A 23,844-nucleotide genomic window follows, 5' to 3' on the forward strand; every position below is an offset into this window, starting at 1 on the left:
GGATCAAAAGCGCTCAGGCCTGCGCGTGCGGAGCACGTGCTAAGTCAAAAAATGGGCCACGGCTGACCACTCCGGGTCCATCGTGACGACGATCGCCGGGCGGCCCTCGCGCCAGACCAGGTCGCGGACCGCGCGTTCGGTGGCGCCCGTCGGGTCGGCGTAGACGTGGAAGGTCCGTACGCCCTCGGAGCTCACGTGGGCGGCCACCACAGCCGGGCCCAGCGCCGCGGTCAGGGTCTGGTGGAAGGCGTTGAGGGCGTCGAGCGAGTCGCCTGCCGGGAGGCCGTCGCCGTCGGACTTGCGGTAGGGCAGGGTGACGGCGATGTGCTGGTCGTAGAGGGGGTAGTCGACCGGGCGGAGCGGGAACCTGGCGGTCGCGGTGAGCTTCTTGCCGCGGGCCGTGGTGCCTTCGAGCAGGGCCCACTGTTCGTCTTGGAAGCCCTCGGCGACGTCGGCCACCACGGCCGGAAGGTGGATCGCGGGGAGGGCGTCGATCGGCTCGATCTGGGCGGCGGTCACGTCGCCGACCCAGCGGGCCACCTCGTCTTCGCCGAGGAGGCGGTCGAGGGCCAGCATGGCGGTCTCCATGCGGGTGTCGTCGTCGATGTCCTCGAAGATCGGGTGATAGGCGGAGATGTCGACCCTCGGGCTGCCCGGCGGGACCCGCAGGGCCACCACGAAACGGGCCATGTCGAACTCGTGGGGACCGGCCGGGAACCGGACGTCGGCCGGGATCGAGGCCGCCTGCCGGGACGGATGGAACTCCCACATCGCGTCGGGCTCGGGGGCCGCCTGCGCCCAGCGGTGGGCCAGGGAGCGCAGCTCCGGGTTGGCGGCCGAGCTGACGACCAGGGAGAAGAGGCTGCCTCGGCCGTTGCCGACCTCCCAGACCAGGCCCGGGTCGATCGCCGCCACGGCGGGGGCCATCAGTTCAGCCTTGTCGTCGGCGGCCTCCACCCGGGGGCGGGCCTCGGCCCACCACGTCCAGAACTCGGAGATCGCCACCGCCGGGTCAACCGGCTCGCTCTTGCGCCCGAACAACCGCATGGCGTGCAATCCAACCAGCAGGACGGGCAGGACGCCAACGCGGGTAGGCTCGAAGGGTTATGGGATTCAAGCCTCTGCGCGTGCTCGCCGCCATGTCCGGCGGCGTCGACTCGGCCGTGGCCGCCGCCCGCATCGCGGAGGCCGGCCACGATGTGACGGGTGTGCACCTCGCGCTGTCGTCCAACCCGCAGTCCTACCGCACCGGCGCGCGGGGCTGCTGCACCGTCGAAGACTCGCGCGACGCCCGCCGCGCCGCCGACGTCATCGGCATCCCCTTCTACATCTGGGACATGGCCGAACGCTTCCACCGCGACGTGGTCGAAGACTTCGTGGCCGAATACGCCGCCGGGCGGACCCCCAACCCCTGCCTGCGCTGCAACGAGAAGATCAAGTTCGAGGCGGTGCTCGACCGGGCCCTCGCGCTCGGCTTCGACGCCGTCGCGACCGGCCACCACGCGCGCCTCGAAGACGGGGTGCTGCGGCGCTCGCCCGACGAGGGCAAAGACCAGTCCTATGTGCTCGGCGTGCTGACCCGCGAGCAGCTCTCGCACGCGATCTTCCCGCTGGGCGACTCGACCAAGGCCCAGGTCCGCGAAGAGGCCGCCCGCCGGGGGCTGACCGTCGCCGACAAGCCCGACTCCCACGACATCTGCTTCATCGCCGACGGCGACACCCGGGCGTTCCTGGCCGACCGCCTCGGCGAGGCCGAGGGGCCCATCGTCGACGCGCTGTCGGGCAAGGTCGTCGGCACCCACGGCGGCGCGTTCGGCTACACGGTCGGGCAGCGCAAGGGCCTCAACATCGACCGGCCCGCCGCCGACGGCCGGCCGCGCTACGTGCTGTCGATCGAGCCGGTGTCCAACACGGTGACGGTCGGGCCACGGGCGGCGCTCGAGGTGACGTCCATCGTCGCGACCAAGCCGGTGTGGAACGGGCCCGTCGACACCTCTACGGGCGAGATCGGGTGTTCGGTGCAGTTGCGGGCGCACGGCGAGGTCTATCCGGCGCGGGTGCGCGTGGGCGAGGGCGAGGTCCACATCACGCTCGAGGCGCCCGCCACCGGGGTCGCGCCCGGTCAGGGGGCCGTCCTCTACGACGGCGACACCGTGATCGGCTCGGCGACCATCGCCTCGGCCGCCTGAGGCCGTCATCCACCGGCAAAGCTTCAGCGCACTGTCATTCGTGTGAGGCCGATGTGCCTGAATCAGGCGAATTCCATGGACTCGCCCGGCTTGAGGCGGCGCATGTCGGCCTTCTGCTTCTTCCCCTCGACCGCCATGAAGTTGTCGATCATGCCCTGGCCGATCTCGTTGACCAGCCCGTCGTGGGTCGAGAAGGCGTGGTCGGGGCGGACGGCCCTGAGGTATTCGATGAAGTCCCACACCCGCAGCCACGGCGCGTTCGACGGGGCCAGCAGGGTCTCGACGGCCACGCCCGGGTCGGTCAGGGCGTCGCCCGGGTAGAAGACGCGGTCGTCGATCAGGAAGCCGATGTTCTGGATGATCGGGGCGTCGGGGATGGTCGGGGCGTGCCATTCGCCGATGACGCGTACGGAGAAGCCGGCCACCTCGAAGACGTCGCCCTCGCGGACCGTCTGGATCTTCACCGGGACCTCGCCGAGGGCGTTCGTGACCCCGTTGCAGGTCCAAACCTCCAGGTCAGGGCTGGCCGACTTGATCAGGTTGGCGTCGAGGTGGTCGACGTGCTCGTGGGTGATCAGGACGGCTTCCGCGCCGTCGAGCAGGCCGGTCCCGCTGAAGCTGCCCGGGTCGAGGACGAACGCGCGGCCGTCCTTCTCGAAGCGCCAGCAGGCATGGCCGAGTTTGGTGAGCTTCATAATTCCTAAGCTAGTCCTCGTGCATTCGTACCCATGGGACCAGGCCACCGCTACCGGGGTCGGTTCCCACCCCGGCGAAGACCATGTCGAGGCGCTCCGGACCGTGTTCGGAGAGCTGCCGATGCCCTATCTGCCCGAGTTGCCGGCACGGGGGGTGGGGGCGGACATGATCGGGCGTACCGCCTCGCTGCTCGTCGAACTGGCCGTCGAGGTGCAGCCCTCGGGCTGGCGCATGGCCGACCGGCCGGGGCGCGACCACAAGCGGGCGCGTGATCACCTGCTGCGTGACCTCGACGCGCTGGAGGAGGTCGCGCAGGGGTACACCGGGCCGCTGAAGATCCAGATCTGCGGGCCGTGGACCCTCGTCGGGGCGATCGAGCTGCGCTACGGCGACAAGGTCCTCGCCGACGCCGGGGCGGTCCGCGACGTCACCGACTCGCTGGCCGAGGGGCTCGCCGCGCACATCGCCGACGTGCGGAAACGCGTTCCGGGGGCCTCGCTCGTGGTGCAGGTCGACGAGCCGGGGCTGCCGGGGGTGCTGGCCGGGACGGTGCCGACGGCGTCGGGGTTCTCCCGTCTCGCCCCGGTCGAGGGCCCGCTCGCCGCCGCGCGGCTCGGGCAGGTGCTGTCGGCGGCCGAATTCCCGATCGTCCACTGTTGCGCGCCTTCGGTGCCCTTCGAGGTGCTCCGCACCGCGGGGGCCAAGGGGATCTCCCTGGACGCTTCCCTCATGCGGCGGCGTGACGAGGACGTCCTCGGCGCGGCCATCGAGGCCGGGATCGCCTTCTTCCTCGGCGTGGTGCCGGGCACGGACAGCCGGCTGCCCGACGTCGGCGTGGTCGCCAAGCCGGCGCTGGAGCTGTGGCGGCGGCTGGGGTTCCGGCCAGAAGGGCTGGCGCACCAGGTCGTGCTGACACCGGCGTGCGGACTCGCCGGCGCCTCGCCCGCCTACGCGAAGGCGGCGCTGGCGAAATGCCGCGAATCGGCCCGGGTGCTGCGGGAGGACCCAGAGGAGGAGTAAGAGCCCGCGGAAGTACATCCGATTGCAAGCGTGGCCAGATATCCCTACACCTATGCGGATATTTCTGGTCACGGGCGCAGTGCTGGCCGGGCTCCTCGTCGCGGCCTCTCCGGCCCTCGCCGACACCTGGCACTGGGGGCCGGTGAAGTCGGCGGACGGCAAGGGCAGGGTCACGAACGGGAAGATCGTCGGCACGGCCGCCGGGCTCAAGATCACCGGGCGGCTGCACGACGCCACGGCGGGTGGTTCGTGTTCATGGGTGCGGTTCCGGTACCTGACCGATCGCGGCAAAACGGTGTACAAGTCGTACAAGACCTGTAAGGCCGGATGGAGCGCGGTCACCCTCAAAACGGACCATGTCCTCAGCGTCGAAGCGCGTGTCTGCCGGGGCACGGCCACGGCGGTTACCGGGCGTTGCTCCGCTTATGAGGGGGTCTGGGCGCAGGGCGGCTGAGCACGGGAAAGTCGGTCGGCGGCGATAGGTTTTCCCTGAGTCGCGATGAGGGGAGCGGGGCATGACCGAGGGGATCGCGCCGGAGCCGAGTCCGGAGGAGGCCGAGCTCAGCAGGCGGCACTCGGAGCTCACCGAGCTGATCGAGCAGGCCAGTTTCCGCTACTACGTCCGCGATTCGCCGACGGTCAGCGACGCCGAATACGACTCCTGGATGCGGGAGATCACGGCCATCGAGGAGCGGCGGCCCGAACTGCGGACGCCCGATTCGCCGACGCAGAAGGTCGGCGCGCCGATCTCCACCGAGTTCACCGCCGTCGAGCACCTGCAGCGGCTCGAAAGCCTCGACAACGCCTTCAACGCCGCCGATCTGGCGGGGTGGCAGGGGCGGGCCGAGCGGCTCGCCGAGCGCGACCCCGCGCCCTACCTGTGCGAACTGAAGATCGACGGGCTGGCGGTCGCGCTGGTCTACGAGAAGGGCCGCCTGGTCAGGGCGGCCACGCGCGGCGACGGGCGCGTGGGCGAAGACGTGACGCCCAACGTCCGCACCATCGCCGACGTGCCCGAACGGCTGACCGGCGACGACGTGCCCGACCTCATGGAGGTCCGGGGCGAGGTGTTCCTGCCGGTCTGGGGGTTCGAGAAGCTCAACCAGGAGCTCATGGACGCCGGCAAGCCCCCCTTCGCCAACCCGCGCAACTCCGCGGCGGGGTCGCTGCGGCAGAAAGACCCGCGCATCACCGCGCACCGGGCGCTGCGCATGATCGTCCACGGGGTCGGAAAGTGGGAGGGCGCGGCGCCGCCGAAGGCCCAGTCGGAGATGTACGACCGGCTCAAGTCGTTCGGGCTGCCGGTCAGCGACCGCTACAGGGTCGTCGCGACGATGGCCGAGGTCCAGGAGTTCGTCGACCACTACGCCGAACACCGCCACGACACCGAATACGAGATCGACGGCGTGGTGGTCAAGCTCGACCACGTCGACGTGCAGCGGCAACTGGGCTCGACGAGCAAGGCGCCCCGGTGGGCGATCGCCTACAAATATCCGCCGGAAGAGGTCACGACCAAGCTCCTCGACATCCGCGTCGGCATCGGCCGGACCGGCCGGGTGACGCCCTTCGGCATGATGACCCCGGTGGTCGTGGCCGGGTCGACGGTCGAGCGGGCGACGCTGCACAACGCGTCCGAGGTGGCGCGCAAGGGCGTGCTGATCGGCGACACGATCGTCCTGCGCAAGGCCGGCGACGTGATCCCCGAGATCGTCGCGCCGGTGGCCGACCTCCGCGACGGCACCGAGCGGGCGTTCGTGATGCCCACCCACTGCCCCGAGTGCGGCACCGAGCTCGCCTACGAACGCGAGGGCGACGCCGACCTGCGCTGCCCCAACACCCGGGCCTGCCCCGCCCAGCTACGGGAACGGATCTTCTTCGCCGCCGGCCGTAACGCCTTCGACATCGAGGGCCTCGGCTACGTCGCCGCGACCGCCCTCACCCAGCCGCTGCCGCCGCAGGAACCCGTCGTCCGTACCGAGGCCGACCTGTTCGACCTGACGATCGACCGGCTGCTGCCGATCAGGTCGTCGGTCCGCGACCCCGACTCCGGCCTGCCGAAACTCGACCCCGAGACGGGCGAGGAGAAGGTGGTCTCCTTCTTCGCCAACAAGTCGGGGGCGCCCAGCAAGAACGCCCTGACCATGCTGGAGAACCTGGAGAAGGCCAAGTCGGCCCCGGTCGCCCGGGTGCTCGTCGCCCTGTCGATCCGGCACGTCGGCCTGCCCACCGCGACCGAGCTGGCCGCGCGGTTCCGCTCGATCCGGGCCATCGCCGACGCCTCGGCCGAGGAACTGGCCGAGGTCGAGGGCATCGGCGCGCGCGTGGCCGAGACGATCAAGGAGTGGTTCGAGGTCGACTGGCACCGGGAGATCATCGACCGGTGGCGGGCGGCCGGGGTCGTGATGGAGGACCCCGAGCCCGTCGAGCGGCTGCCGCAGACGCTTGACGGTCTGACGTTCGTGGTGACGGGGACGCTGGCGGGGTTCAGCCGCGACGAGGCGTCGCTGCAGATCACCGCACGGGGCGGCAAGGTGACGTCCTCGGTGTCGAAGAAGACGAGCTTCGTCGTGGTGGGGGAGAACGCGGGGTCGAAGTACGACAAGGCGGTGACGCTCAAGGTGCCGATCCTCGACGAGGAGGGGTTCCGGGTGCTGCTCACCCAGGGGGCGAAGGCGGCCGAGGGGGTCGCGGTCGTGGGCGGGGAGTAGCGCCGCCGCCGAAATGGAAGAGGCCACCCGTTCCGGGCTTCTGGGCCGGAACGAGTGGCCTCGGTCTGCGGGGGGTGCTCGGGTGTGGTTCGGCGCAGCCCGCAGAGTTCAGGGGCTTACAGGGCCGTGCAGGTCACCGACGGGACGTTGTTGGTGCTGCCGGAGTTGGCCGTGAAGCCGAAGTTGGTGCTGGCGTTCGGGGCGAGGTTGCCGTTCCAGTTGAGGTTGGTCACCTGGACGTTGCCGCCCGACTGGGTGTGGCTGCCGCTCCACAGCTGGGTGATGGTCTGGCCGTTGGCGAACGTCCAGTTGACGCGCCAGCCGGTGAGCCCGGCGCCGCCGCTGTTGCGGACCGAGACCTCAGCCTGGAAGCCGCCGCCCCACGGGTTGATGATCCGGTAGGTCGCCGCGCAGGACTTCCCGCCCGGCGTGGGCGTGGGCGTCGGGGTGGGGGTCGGCGTGGGAGTGGGGGTCGGGGTGGGAGTGGGGGTCGGGGTAGGCGTGGGCGTCGGCGTGGGCGTCGGCTGCGGGGTGTACGGAGCCGCGATCGCCAGGTCGTAGGCGCGCTGGGGCACGAACTGACCGGCGGCCGCGATGCAGCCGTCGGCCTCACCGGGCAGCTTGATCCACAGGAAGGCGTCGATCGCCGAGTCGCCGGTGTTGGTGGTGCTCCACGTGCCGGTCGCGCGGCCGCCCGGGTCGCACCACTCGCTGCCCTGCGGGCCGTTGCCGTTGCGGCTGGTGTCGATGACGGCCTTCAGGCGGGAGATGCCGGTCGCGGCGATGACGCTCTTCGCGTACGAGATCTCGGTCGAGGAGTAGCGGTAGTTCGAGACGTTGAGCGCGATGCCGTCGGCCGAGTTGGCGATGTCCGACTGGACGAGCCGGTTGGCCGCCTCCTGGGCGCTGAGCCAGCCCCCGTGGCCGATGTCGAAGTAGACCTTGGCCTGGGACGAGCCCGCCTTCAGCTTCTTGCCGGCGTAGGCCATCGAGGCCTTCACGTCGTTCTGCAGCGACGTGCTCATGCAGTTCGTCATGATCGGCAGCACGTCGGGTTCGAGGATGATGTACGCCGCGCGGCCCTGGAGACCCGCCGCGACCTCGTCGATCCAGGCCCGGTAGGCCGAGTGGCTGGGCGCGCCGCCGGTCGAGGCGCCGGAACAGTCGCGGTTGGGGATGTTGTACACGACCATGATCGGGATCTTGCCCTGGGAGGCGGCCGCCCCCACGTACGAGCTGACCTGCGAGCGGACCGTCGAGGTGTTGGTCGTGGTGAACCAGCGGCCCTGCGGCACGGCCGCGATGCGGTCGCGGATCACGGCGGTCTTCGAGTCGTTCGGGTTGGCCGCCACCCAGCGGGCCGCGCTGGTGTCGGGGTCGACCCAGAACACCGAGTCGGCGGCGTTGGCGGCCGACGTGCTGAGAACGGCGGCGCCCACCCCCAGGGCGGTGACGGCGGCGGCGAATGCGGCCGTCAGAGTCCTTCTTCGAAACATGAGATACTCCGTCCCAGAATGTGGGAGCGCTCCCACCAGGTTGCGGCGATCTAATCACCAGTTGGCGGGCACCTGAAGGCCCATCCCGAATTAGGCGAGGCCCTCAGGGTGAAACACCCAGGCAACACGGTGGAAACGGCTATCTGGGCATCTGAAACTTTCAGTGCGAACGTGCTAGATCAATCCATCGCACGAAATATCCCGTAACGCAACGTGCCCAAGCGGTTTCGCGAAGTGGCCCGTAGGCCGTACCCTCCCATAGTGACCTCTTGGGGGGTTTCTCAACGATGACTGCAATTGCGCGCCATCTCATGCCATGTCCTGAGATCGGCGACTCGACCGGATCAACTGGCCGTGCCCCCGCGCCGCCCGACACTCGGGACGCCGGGCCGCGGCTCGGCTCGCCCCTGTGGACCTACTTCGCGGCGATCATCACGATCGGGTTCACCGCCCTCGTCGTCGCGACCGTCCGGCTCGGCGGCCCCGAGCTGGCGCTGCTCGGCGCCGACCCGCTCTTCTGGGTGCTGGTCGTGCTGGTCTTCCTGGGCGAGCTCCGGCCGGTGATGGTGAGTTCGTCCGCGCTCGTCGGGGGCACCCCCACCTCGACGATGTTCACCTTCGCGGTGCTGATGCACTACGGGCTGTCCGCCGCCGCGATCATGCAGGCCGTCGCGATGCTGGTCAGCGGGCTGGTGCACAAACGGGCCTGGCACCGCATCGCGTTCAACATCGCCCAGGTCACCCTCGCGTGCCTGGCCGCCGCCGTCGTGTTCGGCATGTTCGGCGTCCACTCGCGGCCCATGAACACCTGGACGCCCACCGGCGCCGACATCCCGGCCATCGTGCTCGCGGGGCTGGCCTACTTCCTGGTCAGGGGCCTGCTGGTGTGCGGCGCGGTGGCGCTGCACGAGCGCAAGACCGTGCTGCGCGTGCTGAAGACCTCGCTCGTGCCGCAGGGCCTCGTCTACGGGGCGCTGCTCGGCCTCGCGCCGCTGGTCGTCGTGGTGATGGAGCACTCCGCCGGGCTGGTGCCGCTGTTCGTGGCGCCGCTCGCGGCCGTCTACTTCACCGCGACGCTGTCGATGCGCCGCGACCACCAGGCGATGCACGACGGCCTGACCGGGCTGCCCAACCGCAAACTGCTCATCCTCCGCACGGAGGAGGCGCTCGCCGAAGCCCGCCATGACGAGCGGGTGGGGCTGCTGCTGCTCGACCTCGACCGGTTCAAAGAGGTCAACGACACCCTGGGGCACCCGGTCGGCGACCTGCTGCTCAAGATCGTGGCCCACCGGCTGACCCACTCCGTCCGGCCCGGCGACGTCGTCGCCCGGCTCGGGGGCGACGAGTTCGCGGTGCTGCTGCCGCAGATCCGCGACGCCCAGGCCGCCAAGGAAGTGGCCTCCCGCCTGCGGGTCGCGCTGACCGAACCGGTCAGGCTCGAAGGGATGACCTTCGATCTGGACGCGTCCATCGGCATCGCCCTCTACCCCGACCACGCGCCCGACTTCGAGCTGCTGCTCCAGCGCTCCGACGTGGCGATGTACATGGCCAAGGAGGCCCGCTCGGGCGTCGAGTTCTACGTGGCCGAACGCGACCGCAACTCCCCTGAGCGCCTCAGCCTGCTCGGCGACCTCAGAAGGGCCATCGACGGCGCCGAACTCGACCTCCACTACCAGCCCAAGGTGGCTCTCCAGGACGGCCGCGTCGAGGGCGTCGAGGCGCTGCTGCGCTGGTGGCACCCGGTACGCGGACCCGTCTCGCCCGGCGAGTTCATCCCGCTGGCCGAGCAGTCCTACCTGATGCGCGAGCTCACCCAGTACGTCATCGCCAAGGCCCTCGACCAGGCCGCCCGCTGGTGGCACTCCGGTCTGGAGATCCCGATCTCGGTCAACGTGTCGGCCCGCGACCTGCTCGACTCGGGCCTGCCCGACCAGCTCTCGGCCGGCCTGGCCCGCTACTCGCTGCCCGCCAATGCCATCCACCTAGAGGTCACCGAGCGCATCCTGATGACCGACCAGGCCTACTCGGCCGACACCATCCGCACGCTGGCCGCCCTGGGCGTCCCCCTCGCGCTCGACGACTTCGGCACGGGCTACTCGACGCTCGTACGGCTGCAGCGGCTCCAGGTCGACGAGGTCAAGATCGACGCCTCGTTCGTCCGGAAACTGGGGGAGTCGGCCGATGACGAGCGGATCGTGCGCTCGATCATCGACCTGGTCCGGTCGCTCGGATTGCGCGCCGTCGCCGAAGGGGTGGAATCGGCCGACATCGCTGCGCAATTGCGGGGCATGGGCTGCCACGCCGGGCAAGGCTGGTGGCTCGCCGAGCCCATGCCGGCCGAGGAGGCCGTCGTGTGGCTGCGGTCGCGGCTGCGGCTGCCGATGGCCACGTCCAGGGTCGATTGACCGCGTCGAGGAGGGGCTGCGGCTCGCCCTAGGATGAGGTGTCCACACTCCACCCAGGAATCGGGTTAAACGACTTATGTCTGCCATAACCCGCGAAGAGGTCGCTCACCTCGCCCGGCTGTCCCGGCTGGCGCTGGCCGACGAGGAACTCGACCACTTCGCCGCCCAGCTCGACCAGATCGTCGGCGCGGTCGCCCGCGTCGCCGAGGTCGCGACCGCCGACATCCCGCCGTCCTCGCACGCGCTGCCGTTGACGAACGTGTTCCGGCCCGATGTCGTCGCGCCCAGCCTCACCCCCGAGCAGGCCCTCTCCGGCGCGCCCGCCGTCGAGGACGACCGCTTCCGCGTGCCCCGCATCCTCGGGGAGGAGGCGTGAGCGAGCTGATCAAGAAGACGGCCGCCGAGTTGGGGTCGCTGATCGCCTCCGGTGAGGTCTCGGCCGTCGAGGTGACCCAGGCCCACCTCGACCGGATCGCCGCGGTCGAAGACCGGGTCCACGCGTTCCTGCACGTGGGCGCCGAGTCGGCGCTCGCGCAGGCCGCCGCCGTCGACGCCCGGCGTGCCGCCGGCGACGAACTGGGCCCGCTGGCCGGCGTGCCGATCGCGCACAAGGACGTCTTCACGACGACCGACATGCCCACCACGGCCGGCTCGAAGATCCTCGAAGGCTGGCGCCCGCCCTACGACGCGACGGTGACGCGCCGTCTGCGCGAGGCCGGGCTGGTCATCCTGGGCAAGACCAACCTCGACGAGTTCGCGATGGGCTCCTCGACCGAGAACTCGGCCTACGGCCCGACCCACAACCCGTGGGACCTGACCCGCATCCCGGGCGGCTCGTCGGGTGGCGCGTCGGCCTCGGTGGCGGCCTACGAGGCCCCCCTGTCCACCGGCACCGACACGGGCGGCTCGATCCGCCAGCCCGCCGCCGTGACCGGCATCGTCGGCATGAAGCCGACCTACGGCGGATCCTCCCGCTACGGCCTGATCGCCTTCGCGTCCTCGCTCGACACGCCGGGCCCGTTCGCCCGCAACGTCATGGACGCCGCTCTTCTCCACGAGGCGTTCTCCGGCCACGACCCGATGGACTCGACCTCGATCGACCAGCCCGTGCCCTCCGTGGTCGAGGCCGCCCGGCAGGCCGACGTCGCCGGGCTGACCGTCGGCGTGGTCAAGGAGTTCGGCGGCGACGGCTACCAGCCGGGCGTCCTGGCCCGGTTCCAGGAGGCCGTCGAGCTGCTCGAATCGCTCGGGGCCAAGGTCGTCGAGGTGTCCTGCCCCTCGTTCACCTACGCGCTGCCGGCCTACTACCTGATCGCGCCGTCGGAGTGCTCGTCGAACCTGGCCCGGTTCGACGCCATGCGCTACGGCCTGCGCGTCGGCGACGACGGCACCCGCTCGGCCGAAGAGGTCATGGCCCTGACCCGGGCGGCCGGCTTCGGCCCCGAGGTCAAGCGCCGCATCATGCTCGGCACCTACGCGCTCTCCTCCGGCTACTACGACGCCTACTACGGCTCGGCCCAGAAGGTGCGCACGCTGATCTCGCGCGACTTCGACGCCGCCTTCCAGCACGTCGACGTCCTGATCTCGCCGACGACGCCGACCACGGCGTTCCCGATCGGCGAGCGGGCCGACGACCCGATGGCCATGTACCTGGCCGACCTGTGCACCATCCCGTCGAACCTGGCCGGAAACGCGGCCCTGTCGGTGCCGTGCGGTCTCGCCGACGAAGACGGGCTTCCCGTCGGTCTGCAGATCATGGCCCCGGTGCTCGGCGACGACCGGTGCTACCGGGTGGGCGCCGCCGTGGAGCGGGCCTTCGAGTCCCGGTGGGGCGGGCCGCTGCTGTCCAAGGCTCCGGCTCTGTAGAAACAGGAGGAAGAGCGGCATGATCACGCGTATCGTGCCGCTCTTCCGGTCCTCATCGGCCGACATGATCAAAGCTCTGGAAGGACTGGGTTATCAGCATGGCTGACACGCCGACACTCATGCCCTACGACGAGGCGTTGGAGAGGTTCGAGCCGGTGCTCGGCCTGGAGACCCACGTCGAACTCGGCACCAACTCGAAGATGTTCTGCGGCTGCCCGACCACCTTCGGCGCCCCGCCGAACACCCACGTCTGCCCGACCTGCCTGGCCTTCCCCGGCGCGCTCCCGGTCGCGAACGCGGTGGCGATCGAGTCGACGATCCGCATCGGTCTGGCCCTCAACTGCTCGATCGCCGAGTGGTGCAGGTTCGCCCGGAAGAACTACTTCTATCCGGACATGCCGAAGAACTACCAGATCAGCCAGTACGACGAGCCGCTCTGCTTCGACGGCTACCTCGACATCACCGTCGAGGGCAAGACGGTCCGGATCGAGATCGAGCGCGTCCACCTCGAAGAGGACACCGGCAAGTCGACCCACGTCGGTGGGGCGACCGGCCGCATCCAGGGCGCCGACCACTCGATCGTCGACTACAACCGGGCGGGCATCCCCCTGGTCGAGATCGTCACCAAGCCCATCGAGGGCACCGACCGGCTCGCGCCCGAGGTCGCCCGCGCCTACGCCACCGAGCTGCGCGAGGTCATGCGCTCCCTGGGCGTTTCCGACGTCCGCATGGACCAGGGCTCGATGCGCTGTGACGTCAACGTCTCGCTGATGCCGCGCGGCTCGACCGAGTGGGGCACCCGCACCGAGACCAAGAACGTCAACTCCTTCCGCAGCGTCGAGCGGTCGGTCCGCGGTGAGATCGAGCGGCAGGCCGCGATCCTGGCCGAGGGCGGCCGGATCATCCAGGAGACCCGCCACTTCCACGAAGACACCGGGCTGACCACGTCGGGCCGGTCGAAGGAAGAGGCCCAGGACTACCGCTACTTCCCCGAGCCCGACCTGGTCCCGATCGCGCCCGACCCGGCGTGGGTCGCCCAGCTCAAGGCCGAGCTGCCCGAGCTGCCCTCGGTGCGCCGCGCCCGGCTGCAGGCCGAGTGGGGGGTCAGCGACCTCGACATGGCCGCCATGCACAACGCCGACGCGTTCGGCCTGGTCGAGGCGACCGTCGAGGCGGGCGCCCCGGCGGCCGACGCGCGCAAGTGGTGGATGGGCGAGCTGGCCCGCCGCGCCAACGAGAACGGCGTCGCGCTGGCCGAGCTGCCGATCACCCCGGCGCAGATCGCGAGGGTGACCGAGCTGGTGAAGTCGGGCGCTCTCAACGACAAGCTGGCCCGCCAGGTCCTCGAAGGCGTGCTCGCCGGGGAGGGCTCGCCCGACGAGGTCGTCGAGGCCCGCGGCCTGAAGATCGTCAACGACGAGGGCGAGCTGTCGGCCATCATCGACCAGGTCATCGCCGACAACGCCGACGCCGCCGACAAGATCCGAGGCGGCAAGATCGCCGCCGTCGGCGCTCTCGTGGGCGGGGTCATGAAGGCCAGCCGGGGCAAGGCCGACGCCGGCCGCGCCCGCGCCCTCATCCTGGAGAAGCTCGGCGTCACCGAATAGACGATCATGCCCGGGTCCGTCCAGGGCCCGGGCATCTTCATGTTCCGTTACGGCTCCGCCCACCACGGCCCCGCCCGCCGACTCCGCCCCCCCGCCGAGTCCGGCGCCGACCCCCGCTCCCGGCCCGCGCCGCCACGGACAGCGCGACGGCACTCCACCCGCCGTTTGACACGCCCTCGAACCAACACCATGTGACATAGCGCCAAAATTCACCGCCACAAATCCCTGATCTGTTTCATCCGCACCGCCCTGTGCGGCGAATGTGTCATGACAGATCCCTGACAGTCGCGCCTGGGCGGCGCCTGGCTCTGTTATAAGAAGTCCGACGTCTCGCGCCAAAACCACGTTCCACAGTCGCTTGACATGACCCCTGACAGGGCGAACCTCATGTTTTCGCGACATATCCAGAAGAGGGTGCTTTAGGGTTAACTGAAGGGAGTTTCCCCTGAGCCGGAGGAGAGCAAGGCGTGCGGAACGCCGAAGCGTCCATCGACCCGCCGACGGATCCGTTCGGGACGGACTCCGAGGCGGTCTCCGCACGTAAACACCCGGTTCGCGCGGGCGGTTCGCTTCCCCCGGGCGTGACGTCCGACATCTTCGGCAGCGCCCCCCTCGTCAAGTCGCCGCCCCCGGAGACCTCGTTACCGCCGCCGGCCAAGGTCGAGGTCTGGCCGGTCGCCGCGCCGCGCAAGGTCACCATCGCGCCGCTGCCCGTCGAGGTCGAGGATCTGCCCGACGAGGGGCCGGGGTTCCGCTGGGTGCGGCCGGCCCTGTTCGTCGTGGCGGGGCTCTTGGTTCTGCTGTACGCCGTCCCCGCCTTCGTGATGGCCGGCAACGTCTACCCGGGCACGACCGTGCTCGGCGTCGACGTGGGCGGGATGAACGCCCGGCAGGCCACCGACCGGCTGACCACGGGGCTGGTCAGCGCGGCCACCAACGCCATCGTCGTGCGCGACGGGGCCAAGAGCGAGCGGATCAGCCCCGAGCGGAGCGGCCTGTCGATCGACATCCCGGCCACCGTGCGGGCGTTACCCATGGGGTTCCCGAGCCCGGCCGACATCTGGCGGGCGATGACCGGCGGGCGTGAGGTCACCCCGGTCGTCCGGGTCGACAGCGCGCGGCTGGGCGAGGTGGTCTCGACGCAGGTCGCCAGGGCCATGGAGCGGCCGATGGTCGAGGGCGACGTCACCTTCGACGGCCTGCGGCCCGAGCCGGTCTACCCCAAGGAGGGGACCGCGCTCGACGTGCCCCGGGTCGTCGAGGCGGTGCGCGCCGCCTACCTGAACCCCGACATCATCGTCGACGTGAAGCCCGTCGAGGCCGGTCCCCGCGCCACCCGCGACGGCGTGAACCGGGCGGTGGCCTGGGCGCGCAGGGCGGTCGCGGCGCCGGTCACGCTGACGTACGGGGGCGTCTCCCTGGAGCTCGCCCCGGTCGACATCGCGGCGGCGCTGAGCTTCGAACCCGGCGAGACCGGCGGGCTGGAGGCCCGGTTCGACGCGGCCGTGGCGACGCGGGGCATGCGGTTCGTGCCCGAGGGCGAGGCGCCCCGCGACGCGACCTTCGTCATCGCCGACGGGCGGCCCAAGCTGGTGCCGGGCCGGCCCGGCATCGGGATCGACACCTCCAAGCTGGGCGCGCAGATCATCGCCATCCTCAGCCGCCAGAGCGGCCGCGCGGTGACCGTGCCGATGACCCTGCTCCAGCCCGACATGGACGACAAAGAGGCCGCGGCGATCGGCATCAAAGACGAACTGGTCCGGGTCGACATGAGCTACAGCTGCTGCCAGCCCCGCGTGACCAACATCAAGGAGACCGCCCGGCGGGTCAACGGCACGATCGTCCGGCCCGGCGAGACGTTCTCCCTGAACCAGGCGACCGGACTCCGCGAGGGCCGTCCCGGCTACGCCGGCCCCGCCGAGCCGGTCTCGATCCGGGGAGAACAGGGCAGGGACGTCCCGGGGGTGTCGGTCGCCGGGACCGTCCTCTACAACGCCGCCCTCCGCAGCGGCCTCGAGATCGTCGAGGCGGTGCCGCACGAGTCGTTCCTGCCGCCCTACCCGGCCGGGGTCGAGGTGGCCGTCTCCTATCCGGGGCCAGACCTGGTCTGGCGCAACGACACCGACTACGGGGTGCTCATCCAGGCCACCGCCACCGACACGGTCATGACGGTGTCGCTGTGGGGGACCAAGACCTACGAGGTCACGATCAGTCAGAGCGACCGCACCCGGTTCACCTCGAACCTGCCGGTCCAGGGCCCCGAGGTCGGCTGCGTGCCGTCGGCGGGCGCCGCCGGGTTCACGATCGTGACCACCCGCGAGCGCGTGCGGCTCGACGGCACCGTCGAGACGCCGGAGAGCTGGAAGACGGTCTACAAGCCGCGCGCCGAGACCGTCTGTCCAGAGGCGGGTACTCCGGGGTAGGTTCACCCGCGCGAGCCACGGTCGGCCTTCGGCCGCCCGCGTCTCGCTCAGCGTCCGGGGATGACCAGGATGCGGTCGTCGCCGTTCTTCGGGTCGCCGCGGCCGTCGCGGTTGCTCGTGCCGACCCACAGCGAGCCGTCGGGCGCCGTTGCGACCGACCGCAGGCGGCCGAATTCGCCCTCGTAGAGCGCCTCCGGGCGGCCCGCCGCCCCGTCTTGGGTCACCGGGACCTTCCACAGCCGCTCGCCACGTAGCGCCGCCGCCCACACCGCGTGGTCGGCGTAGGCCAGGCCCGAAGGAGACGCCTCGTCGGTCGACCACGTCACCAGCGGGTTGACGAACCGGTCGTCGGCGGCCACGCCCTCGACCTCGGGCCAGCCGTAGTTGCCGCCCGCCCTGATCAGGTTGAGCTCGTCGAAGGTGTTCTGGCCGAACTCGGTGGCGTACATGTTGCCGCTCTCGTCCCAGGCCAGGCCCTGGACGTTGCGGTGGCCCATGCTCCAGACCAGGGTGCCGAACGGGTTCTCGGGGGCCGGTTCGCCGTCGACCGTCATGCGGAGGATCTTCCCGGCGAGGGAGTCGCGGTCTTGGGACAGGCCCCGGTCGCCGATCTCACCGGTGGAGGCGTACAGGAAGCCGTCGGGGCCGAAGGCCAGCCGTCCGCCGTTGTGGTTGCCGCCCTTGGGGATGCCGGTCACGATCGGCTCGGGGTCGGACAGGGCGCCGTCGAAGCGGTAGCGGACGATGCGGTTGTCCTCGGCCGAGGTGAAGTAGACGAAGATCTGCTTGTCCCGCTCGTACTCGGGGGAGACCGCGATGCCCATGAGGCCGCCCTCTCCCGACGCGGCCACCCCGGCGACGGTGCCGATCTCGGTCTTGCGGCCCGAGGCGGCCACCTGGACGATCTGGCCCGAGTTCCGCTCGGTCACCAGGGCCTCGCCGCTGGGCAGGAACGCGATCGCCCAGGGCACCTCCAGGCCCTCGACCAGTGTGCGCGGACCGTCCGCGGGAGCGGAGGTCGCCGTCGCCGTCGCGGCCAGCGGGGTCGGCGTCACGCCCGTGCCCACTCCGGTCTCCGCAGTGCAGGCCACCGTGCAGCTCACCGTCAGTGCCGCCGCCAGCGTGTGCAGCCCGGTCCGGCCAACGCCCATCAGTTACACCCTTCTGTACCGGTCATTAGGGTTATCCCCTGTGAAGATCTGGGTGGCCCCGCAGGCCGAGTCCGCCGTCCCGACCGACCTGGCCGACGTCGAATACACGCTCTTCGACGGACGCGACCATCCCGAGCCGCCCGGGGCCGAGGACGTCGAGGTGTGGGTTCCCCCGCTCATCCCGGTGCCGGACATCCCGGAGTTGCTGTCGCGGATGCCACGTTTGCGCCTCATCCAGACGGTTACCGCCGGGGTCGAACCCTACCTGCCCCACGTCCCCGATGGTGTGATGCTGTGCAACGCCAGGGGCGTCCACGACGCGGGAACCGCCGAGTGGGCGGTCGGCGCGATGATCGCCTCGCTGCGCGAGTTCCCCGCCTTCGTACGCGCCCAGGAGCAGGGCCGGTGGGCCTACCGGCACACGGGCGTCCTGGCCGACTCCACGGTCCTCATCCTCGGGTACGGCTCCATCGGCGCCGCGCTCGAACGACGGCTGGCCGGGTTCGAGGTCGAGGTGATCAGGGTGGCCAGGAGCGCCCGCGACGGCGTCCACGCCGAAGCGGAACTGCCCGACCTGCTGCCCCGGGCCGACGTCGTGGTGCTGCTGGTCCCGGCCACGGCCGCCACCAAGGGCATGGTCGACGCCGCGTTCCTGGCCCTGATGAAAGACGGCGCCCTGCTCGTCAACGCCGCCCGCGGGCCGGTCGTCGACACCGGAGCGCTGCTGGCCGAGCTCGAATCGGGCCGGCTCCGGGCGGCGCTCGACGTCACCGACCCCGAGCCGCTGCCCGAAGGGCATCCGCTCTGGAAGGCACCCCACCTGCTCATCACCCCTCACGTCGCGGGCAGCACTCCCGCCTCGACCAGGCGCGCGCTCGTCTACGTCGAGGCACAGCTGCGAAGGCTGCACGACGGCCGTCCGCTGACCAATATCATCAGCGGGGGCTACTGAATCTGGTTCCGGACCGTAGCGAGGCCGTGACCTCGGGTCCGTACCGTGAATTCCTGTTTATCAGATCGGTGACGACTGGGCCGATGTCTCCATCAGGGGCGGCACCGGCGCGCAAACTGACGATGTGACCGGAAGTAAAGGGCGACGAGCGTGAACGGCACGCGTGACCCCAGGGTCTCGCTCATCGCCGCTGCCGGGCTCGGCGCGGCGGTCATCGCCGCTGCCCTGATAGCGGGGGGATCGGCCTCCGCGGTGACGGCGGTGGCGGGCCTGGTGACGGGTCTGCTCGCGGCTGTCTCCCTGGTGGTGGCCTCGGGCCGGATCATCTCGGGCGAGCGCGACACCAGCGACAGCGCGAGCGACCGGCGAGAGGCCGTGGGCTGGCGCTGGCTGGCCGGCGGCGCGCTCACCTGGCTGGCCGGGATCGGGGTGCGGCCGGTGGCCGAGGGCACCGCCTTCGTGCTCACCTTCGCCGACCTGATGCTGCTGGTCGGGGCGCTGCTGATGACGATCGGCTGCTGGCTGACCTCGCTGCCGCCGCCGCAGAGCCGGGGCCTGTTCCGCCAGATCGGCGACGGTTACCTGTCGGCCGCCTCCCTGTTCGCGATCACCTGGGCGCTGCTGCTCGCGCCGATGTTCGCCAAGGCCGAGGAGCCGGGCGCCTTCTACACGACCCTCGCGCTGCCGCTGCTGTGCCTGCTGGCGACGTGCGCGGCGGCCCCGTTCGTCGCGGTCTCGCGGGCGGCCAACCGGTCGGTCGGGCTGGCCGGGCTCGGGGTGCTGTTCGCGGTCACGGTGGCCGAACTGGCCACCGCCGTCTCCCGCCTCAACGGCGTCGACCCGGCGGTTCCGGCCGGGCTGGTCGCCCCCCTGGGATTCGTCGCGCTGGCGATCGCTCCGTGGATCGAGGAGACCGGACGCCGCCGGGTGCCCTCGGATGAGCGCAACGCCGCGACGCCCCCCGTGGTGGTCACCGTCGCCCCCTACGCGCTCGTGCTCGCGGCCGTGGTCGTGGTGGCCGTGAAGGCCGTCGGCGCCACGGGCGACGTGCTGATGCCGGTCGTCGCCGTGTCGGCCGTGGCCGTGCTGCTGGCCCGGCTGCTGATCGTGATGCTGTCGGCCGACGGCATGCGGCGGCAGATGGTCGTGAGCGAACGGCAGCTGCGGCAGCTCGCCGAGAACACCGGCGACGTCGTGCTCATGGTCGACCTCGAGGGGGTCGTACAGGAGATCAGCGAGGGCGTCGAGACCACCTACGGCTACGCGCCCGCGAGCCTGCTCGGCCAGCCGATCGCCGACTACGTCCACCCCGAGGACGCGCCCGTGATCCAGGCGCTGCTGCGCCAGATCGCCGAAGACGACGGCAACATCGAGCGCTACGGCACGTGCCGGCTGGCCTGCCGGGTCCGCGCCGCCGACGGCACCTGGCGGCCCACCGAGTCGGTGGCGACCCGCGACGTCCGCCGCGAAGACCTGATCCTGGTGACCACCCGCGACGTCTCCGACCAGGTGGCGCTGCGCAACCAGGTCACCCACCTGACCTTCCACGACGGCGTGACCGGGCTGCCCAACCGGGCCTACTTCGAGGAGCGCACCCGCGAGGTGCTCGCCCGCTCGGCCGGCACCGCCGTGATCTTCCTCGACCTCGACGGCTTCACCGGCGTCAACGACTCCGTCGGCCACGCGAGCGGCGACTACCTGCTCGGCCAGGCCGCCCGGCGGCTGCGCCAGGCCCTGCGGGCCGACGACACGCTCGCTCGCTGGGGCGGCGACGAGTTCGCCGTGCTGCTGGAGGCCGGGGCCGACGCGCAGATGGTCGTCGATCTGGCCGAACGGCTGGTCCGGGCGGTCTCGCAGGAGCCCTTCCGGGTCGCCGACCGCGACATCGCGCTGACCGCGTCGGTCGGGGTGGCCTTCACCGAAGACGACACCTCGGCCGCCGACCTGCTGCGCAACGCCGACGTGGCCATGGCGCGGGCCAAGGGCCTGGGCGGACGCCGGGTCGAGGTCTTCGCGGCCCACATGCACGCCGAGGCCGTACGCCGCCTCGAAACCGCCGCCGACCTGCAGCGGGCCCTGCTCGACCAGCAGTTCGCGATCGAATACCAGCCCGTGGTCGACCTGGCCACCTCGCGCGTCACCGCCGTCGAGGCGCTGGTGCGCTGGTGCCGGGGGAGCGGCGTGTTCACCCCGCCCGAGCAGTTCCTCGGCACGGCCGAGGACACCGGCCTGATCGTGCCGCTGAGCGAGTGGATACTGCGCGAGGCCTGCCGCGAGGTCGCCGAATGGCGCGCGGCCAACTGGGACATCGGCCTGTCGGTCAACCTCTCGAAGCGCCAGATCATGGCGGCCGGCTTCGTCGAGACGGTCTCGGAGGCGCTGTCCGACAGCGGCCTGCCCCCGAGCGCCCTCACCCTCGAGGTGATCGAGGAGATGCTCGTCGAAGACGCCGAAGACACCATCGGCAAGCTGTCCGACCTCCGTGCCCTGGGCGTCCGCCTCGCGATCGACGACTTCGGCACGGGCTACGCGTCCCTGGCGCTGCTCCGGCAGCTCCCGGTCGACATCATCAAGATCGACCCGTCGTTCGTGAGCGGCCTCGGCCGCGATGAGACGCTCAGCCTGCTGACGCGCACGATCGTGCGGCTGGGGCATGATCTCGGGCTCATAGTGGTCGCAGAGGGAATCGAACGCCCCGAACAGCTCGATCTGCTGCGTGAGATGGGTTGCAGCCGAGGTCAGGGCTACCTCGTGGGGCGCCCTATGGCCGCCCAGGGGGTCAGCTCCCTCATCCGGACCAGCCTCACCGCGTCCGCATAGCCGGGCACGCCATCTCACACAGTGAGATGTGCGTATCACTAATTTGACTGGTGGCCGTCTCATCGGACAAGGTGGGTCCATGCATCGCGGTGGGATCCTCCTCGTAGTACTTCGCAGGCGCGCCTGACGAAGTCCAGAGTCCTGCGCGCGCCGCCCCAGCTCCGCCTTTGCGGATGGGGCATTTTTTATGCCGGAACACGCCCAGCTCAGTCACAAGGAACGAGCCGATGACCGAACAGATGACAGGTGCTCAGGCCCTCGTGCGGGCCCTGGAGCAGGTCGGGGTCGACACCGTGTTCGGGATCCCCGGCGGTGCGATCCTCCCCGCCTACGATCCCCTCTACGACTCCAAGAAGGTCCGGCACGTGCTCGTGCGTCACGAGCAGGGCGCCGGGCACGCCGCCGAGGGCTACGCCCAGGCCACCGGCCGGGTCGGAGTCTGCATGGCGACCTCGGGTCCCGGCGCCACCAACCTGGTGACCCCCATCGCCGACGCCTACATGGACTCGGTGCCGATCGTGGCGATCACCGGCCAGGTCGCGTCGGCCGCCATCGGCACCGACGCCTTCCAGGAGGCCGACATCTCCGGCATCACGATGCCGATCACCAAGCACAACTTCCTCGTCACCGACGCGGCCGACATCCCCCGCACGATCGTCGAGGCCTTCCACATCGCGGCGAGCGGGCGACCCGGCCCCGTCCTCGTCGACATCTCCAAGGACGCGCTCCAGGCGACGACCACGTTCACCTGGCCCGTCCAGATGCAGCTTCCGGGCTACCGCCCGGTCACCCGCCCGCATTCCAAGCAGATCAGGGAGGCGGCCCGGCTCATCGCCGAGGCCAAGCGCCCTGTCCTGTACGTCGGCGGCGGCGTCCACAAGGCGCAGGCGTCGGCTGAGCTGTTCGAACTGGCCGAGCTGACCGGGATCCCGGTCATCACGACCCTGATGGCCCGGGGCACCTTCCCCGACAGCCACCGGCAGCACCTCGGAATGCCCGGCATGCACGGCACGGTCGCGGCGGTCGGCGCGCTCCAGCGCACTGATCTCATCATCGCGCTGGGCGCCCGCTTCGACGACCGCGTCACCGGCCGGCTCGACACCTTCGCCCCGTACGCGAAGGTCGTCCACGCCGACATCGACCCGGCCGAGATCTCCAAGAACCGCCACGCCGACGTGCCGATCGTCGGTGACTGTAAAGAGGTCATCGCCGACCTGGTCGCGGCGATCAAGGCCGGTTCCGCGCGCGGCGACTACACCGAATGGTGGCGCCACCTCGACGCCTACCGCGAGACCTACGCCCTCGGCTACGAGACCTACGAAGACGGCTCGCTCGCGCCGCAGTACGTCATGGAGCGCATCGGCGCCCTGGTCGGTCCCGACGCGATCTACGCCGCGGGCGTCGGCCAGCACCAGATGTGGGCCTCGCAGTTCATCGGCTACGAGAACCCGGGCTCCTTCATCAACTCCGGCGGCGCGGGCACGATGGGCTTCGCCGTCCCGGCCGCGATGGGCGCCAAGATGGGCCGTCCCGACAAGGACGTGTGGGCCATCGACGGCGACGGCTGCTTCCAGATGACCAACCAGGAGCTCGCGACCTGCGCGCTCGAAGGCGTCCCGATCAAGGTCGCGGTCATCAACAACGGCAATCTCGGCATGGTGCGCCAGTGGCAGACGCTCTTCTATGAGCAGCGCTACAGCAACACCGACCTGCAGTCGGCCCGCCGCATCCCCGACTTCGTCAAGCTGGCCGAGGCCTACGGCTGCGTCGGCCTGCGCTGCGAGCGGCCGGAAGACGTCGACGACACCATCCGCAAGGCGATGGAGATCACCGACATGCCCGTCGTGATCGACTTCGTGGTGCACCAGGACGCCATGGTCTGGCCGATGGTCGCCGCCGGCACCAGCAACGACGACATCAAGTACGCCCGTGACATGGCGCCGAAGTGGGAGCACGAGGACTGATGAGCAGGCACACCCTGTCCGTTCTGGTCGAGAACAAGCCCGGCGTCCTCGCCCGGGTCTCGGCCCTGTTCAGCCGCCGCGGATTCAACATCGACTCGCTCGCGGTCGGCCCGACCGAACACGCCGACGTCTCCCGCATGACGATCGTCGTCAACGTCGAGGACCTGCCGCTGGAGCAGGTCACCAAGCAGCTCAACAAGCTGGTGAACGTCCTCAAGATCGTCGAGCTCGACACCGCCCAGTCGGTGCAGCGCGAACTCATGCTGATCAAGGTGCGGGCCGACGCCGACTCGCGCAGCCACGTCCTGGAACTGGTCAACCTGTTCCGGGCGCGCTGCGTCGACGTCGCCCCCGACGCGGTCACCATCGAGGTCACCGGTACGGTCGACAAGCTGGAGGCGTTCGTGCGCGTCCTTGAGCCGTTCGGCATCAAGGAACTCGTGCAGTCGGGCATGGTGGCCATCGGCCGCGGTGCCCGGTCGATCACCGACCGCTCGCTCCGGGCCCTGGACCGGACCGCCTGAGATAAGAACCCGAAAGGTTATTC

Annotated in this window: 17 protein-coding genes; 13 read left to right on the forward strand and 4 right to left on the reverse strand. The window is 70.5% G+C overall.

Translation table 11 applies throughout. The features are described 5' to 3' along the window. Positions 1-39 precede the first annotated feature (39 nt). Complete coding sequence (locus FDA94_RS41070; RefSeq protein WP_137247353.1) at positions 40-1,047, reverse strand: DUF695 domain-containing protein; 1,008 nt, start codon at positions 1,045-1,047, stop codon at positions 40-42. 59 nt (positions 1,048-1,106) lie between these two features. Here FDA94_RS41070 and mnmA point away from each other — a divergent pair, with 59 nt between their 5' ends. After that, positions 1,107-2,189 carry a tRNA 2-thiouridine(34) synthase MnmA gene (gene mnmA / locus FDA94_RS13195; RefSeq protein ID WP_281286583.1) on the forward strand — a complete coding sequence of 361 codons (1,083 nt, stop codon included), beginning with the start codon at positions 1,107-1,109 and terminating at the stop codon, positions 2,187-2,189. Positions 2,190-2,251: 62 nt separating this feature from the next. Here the strand turns inward: mnmA and FDA94_RS13200 are convergent, their stop codons facing one another. Further along, the gene (locus FDA94_RS13200) at positions 2,252-2,884 is read right to left on the reverse strand and encodes an MBL fold metallo-hydrolase (RefSeq protein WP_137247354.1); all 633 of its coding nucleotides are present in this window, start codon (positions 2,882-2,884) and stop codon (positions 2,252-2,254) included. A 19-nt stretch (positions 2,885-2,903) separates the two neighbouring features. Here FDA94_RS13200 and FDA94_RS13205 point away from each other — a divergent pair, with 19 nt between their 5' ends. The 3 genes from FDA94_RS13205 to ligA all read left to right on the forward strand — a co-directional run bounded on the left by FDA94_RS13205 (position 2,904) and on the right by ligA (position 6,613). Next, the gene (locus tag FDA94_RS13205; RefSeq protein ID WP_137247355.1) at positions 2,904-3,905 is read left to right on the forward strand and encodes a methionine synthase; all 1,002 of its coding nucleotides are present in this window, start codon (positions 2,904-2,906) and stop codon (positions 3,903-3,905) included. A gap of 52 nt (positions 3,906-3,957) precedes the next feature. Then, positions 3,958-4,359 carry a hypothetical protein gene (locus tag FDA94_RS13210; protein ID WP_137247356.1) on the forward strand — a complete coding sequence of 134 codons (402 nt, stop codon included), beginning with the start codon at positions 3,958-3,960 and terminating at the stop codon, positions 4,357-4,359. 61 nt (positions 4,360-4,420) lie between these two features. After that, positions 4,421-6,613: an NAD-dependent DNA ligase LigA gene (ligA, locus tag FDA94_RS13215; protein WP_137247357.1), complete on the forward strand. Its 2,193-nt coding sequence runs from the start codon at positions 4,421-4,423 to the stop codon at positions 6,611-6,613. Between the two features lie 116 nt (positions 6,614-6,729). Here ligA and FDA94_RS13220 read toward each other — a convergent pair whose 3' ends face one another. After that, positions 6,730-8,109, reverse strand: coding sequence for a glycoside hydrolase family 6 protein (locus FDA94_RS13220; RefSeq protein WP_137247358.1), 1,380 nt, complete (start codon positions 8,107-8,109; stop codon positions 6,730-6,732). A 311-nt stretch (positions 8,110-8,420) separates the two neighbouring features. Here FDA94_RS13220 and FDA94_RS13225 point away from each other — a divergent pair, with 311 nt between their 5' ends. From FDA94_RS13225 to FDA94_RS13245, 5 genes are all read left to right on the forward strand, one after another. Next, complete coding sequence (locus tag FDA94_RS13225; RefSeq protein WP_137247359.1) at positions 8,421-10,514, forward strand: putative bifunctional diguanylate cyclase/phosphodiesterase; 2,094 nt, start codon at positions 8,421-8,423, stop codon at positions 10,512-10,514. A gap of 76 nt (positions 10,515-10,590) precedes the next feature. Then, positions 10,591-10,890: an Asp-tRNA(Asn)/Glu-tRNA(Gln) amidotransferase subunit GatC gene (gene gatC, locus FDA94_RS13230; RefSeq protein ID WP_030456557.1), complete on the forward strand. Its 300-nt coding sequence runs from the start codon at positions 10,591-10,593 to the stop codon at positions 10,888-10,890. Then, positions 10,887-12,380 carry an Asp-tRNA(Asn)/Glu-tRNA(Gln) amidotransferase subunit GatA gene (gene gatA, locus FDA94_RS13235; protein ID WP_137247360.1) on the forward strand — a complete coding sequence of 498 codons (1,494 nt, stop codon included), beginning with the start codon at positions 10,887-10,889 and terminating at the stop codon, positions 12,378-12,380. Before gatC ends, gatA begins: the two co-directional genes overlap by 4 nt. 98 nt (positions 12,381-12,478) lie before the next feature. Beyond that, the gene (gene gatB / locus FDA94_RS13240; protein WP_137247361.1) at positions 12,479-13,987 is read left to right on the forward strand and encodes an Asp-tRNA(Asn)/Glu-tRNA(Gln) amidotransferase subunit GatB; all 1,509 of its coding nucleotides are present in this window, start codon (positions 12,479-12,481) and stop codon (positions 13,985-13,987) included. A gap of 467 nt (positions 13,988-14,454) precedes the next feature. Beyond that, entirely contained in the window at positions 14,455-16,410 is a 1,956-nt protein-coding gene (locus FDA94_RS13245; protein ID WP_137247362.1) for a VanW family protein, read from the forward strand. A 47-nt stretch (positions 16,411-16,457) separates the two neighbouring features. On the opposite strand, the gene FDA94_RS13250 is transcribed toward FDA94_RS13245, so the two are convergent. Continuing rightward, a complete protein-coding gene (locus tag FDA94_RS13250) occupies positions 16,458-17,561 on the reverse strand; it encodes a PQQ-dependent sugar dehydrogenase (RefSeq protein WP_137247363.1) in 1,104 nt (367 codons plus the stop codon). A gap of 40 nt (positions 17,562-17,601) precedes the next feature. On the opposite strand from FDA94_RS13250, the gene FDA94_RS13255 reads away from it, so the two are divergent. The 4 genes from FDA94_RS13255 to ilvN all read left to right on the forward strand — a co-directional run bounded on the left by FDA94_RS13255 (position 17,602) and on the right by ilvN (position 23,821). Next, positions 17,602-18,513 (forward strand): 2-hydroxyacid dehydrogenase, encoded by a 912-nt coding sequence (locus tag FDA94_RS13255; RefSeq protein WP_212735308.1) that lies wholly within the window; start codon positions 17,602-17,604, stop codon positions 18,511-18,513. A gap of 150 nt (positions 18,514-18,663) precedes the next feature. Continuing rightward, positions 18,664-21,333: a putative bifunctional diguanylate cyclase/phosphodiesterase gene (locus FDA94_RS13260; RefSeq protein ID WP_246059829.1), complete on the forward strand. Its 2,670-nt coding sequence runs from the start codon at positions 18,664-18,666 to the stop codon at positions 21,331-21,333. A gap of 173 nt (positions 21,334-21,506) precedes the next feature. Further along, positions 21,507-23,297: an acetolactate synthase large subunit gene (locus FDA94_RS13265; protein ID WP_137247364.1), complete on the forward strand. Its 1,791-nt coding sequence runs from the start codon at positions 21,507-21,509 to the stop codon at positions 23,295-23,297. Further along, positions 23,297-23,821 carry an acetolactate synthase small subunit gene (gene ilvN, locus FDA94_RS13270; protein WP_030456565.1) on the forward strand — a complete coding sequence of 175 codons (525 nt, stop codon included), beginning with the start codon at positions 23,297-23,299 and terminating at the stop codon, positions 23,819-23,821. The genes FDA94_RS13265 and ilvN overlap by 1 nt, the downstream gene beginning before the upstream one ends. The last annotated feature ends 23 nt before the right edge of the window (positions 23,822-23,844 follow it).

Source organism: Herbidospora galbida (genome assembly GCF_005233835.1).
In the GTDB taxonomy this organism is placed as follows: domain Bacteria; phylum Actinomycetota; class Actinomycetes; order Streptosporangiales; family Streptosporangiaceae; genus Herbidospora; species Herbidospora galbida.